Origin of the sequence: Serratia silvae (assembly GCF_023282985.1) — a bacterium.
Taxonomy (GTDB): Bacteria; Pseudomonadota; Gammaproteobacteria; order Enterobacterales; family Enterobacteriaceae; genus Chania; species Chania silvae.
In genome coordinates this window covers 1-318 of sequence record NZ_JAGQDC010000061.1, presented here as the reverse complement: position 1 = coordinate 318, position 318 = coordinate 1, and the positions used below count along the sequence as shown (strand labels likewise).

1 protein-coding gene is annotated in these 318 nt (G+C 64.2%); it reads left to right on the top strand.

Going from position 1 to position 318, the window contains the following annotated elements:
• Positions 1–318: FecR family protein (locus tag KAJ71_RS23230; RefSeq protein ID WP_375540751.1), on the top strand; the 318-nt coding region annotated here is incomplete at both ends.

Here is a 318-nt window from a genome sequence, read left to right as displayed (position 1 = left end):
CTATCTCAACGGCGAGGCCCAGGTGCAGGTGCAGCGCGGTGATGTCGACCTGAGCAACACCTTCGATGATGCCCGCGTTCGCCTGAGCGCAGGCGAGAGCATCCGTATCGGCCCGAAGGGCTTTGGCCAACCCGCCAAGCTGGATGCCAGCAAGGAGCTGGCCTGGGTCCAGGGCCGGCTGGTGTTCGAAAACTGCCCGATGAGCGAAGTGCTCGCCGAGCTGCGCCGTTATTACCCGGGCTGGATCGTCAACAACAACGACAAGCTCGCAAGCACCGCCGTCACCGGCAACTACCGCCTCGATCAGCCCCTCGACGT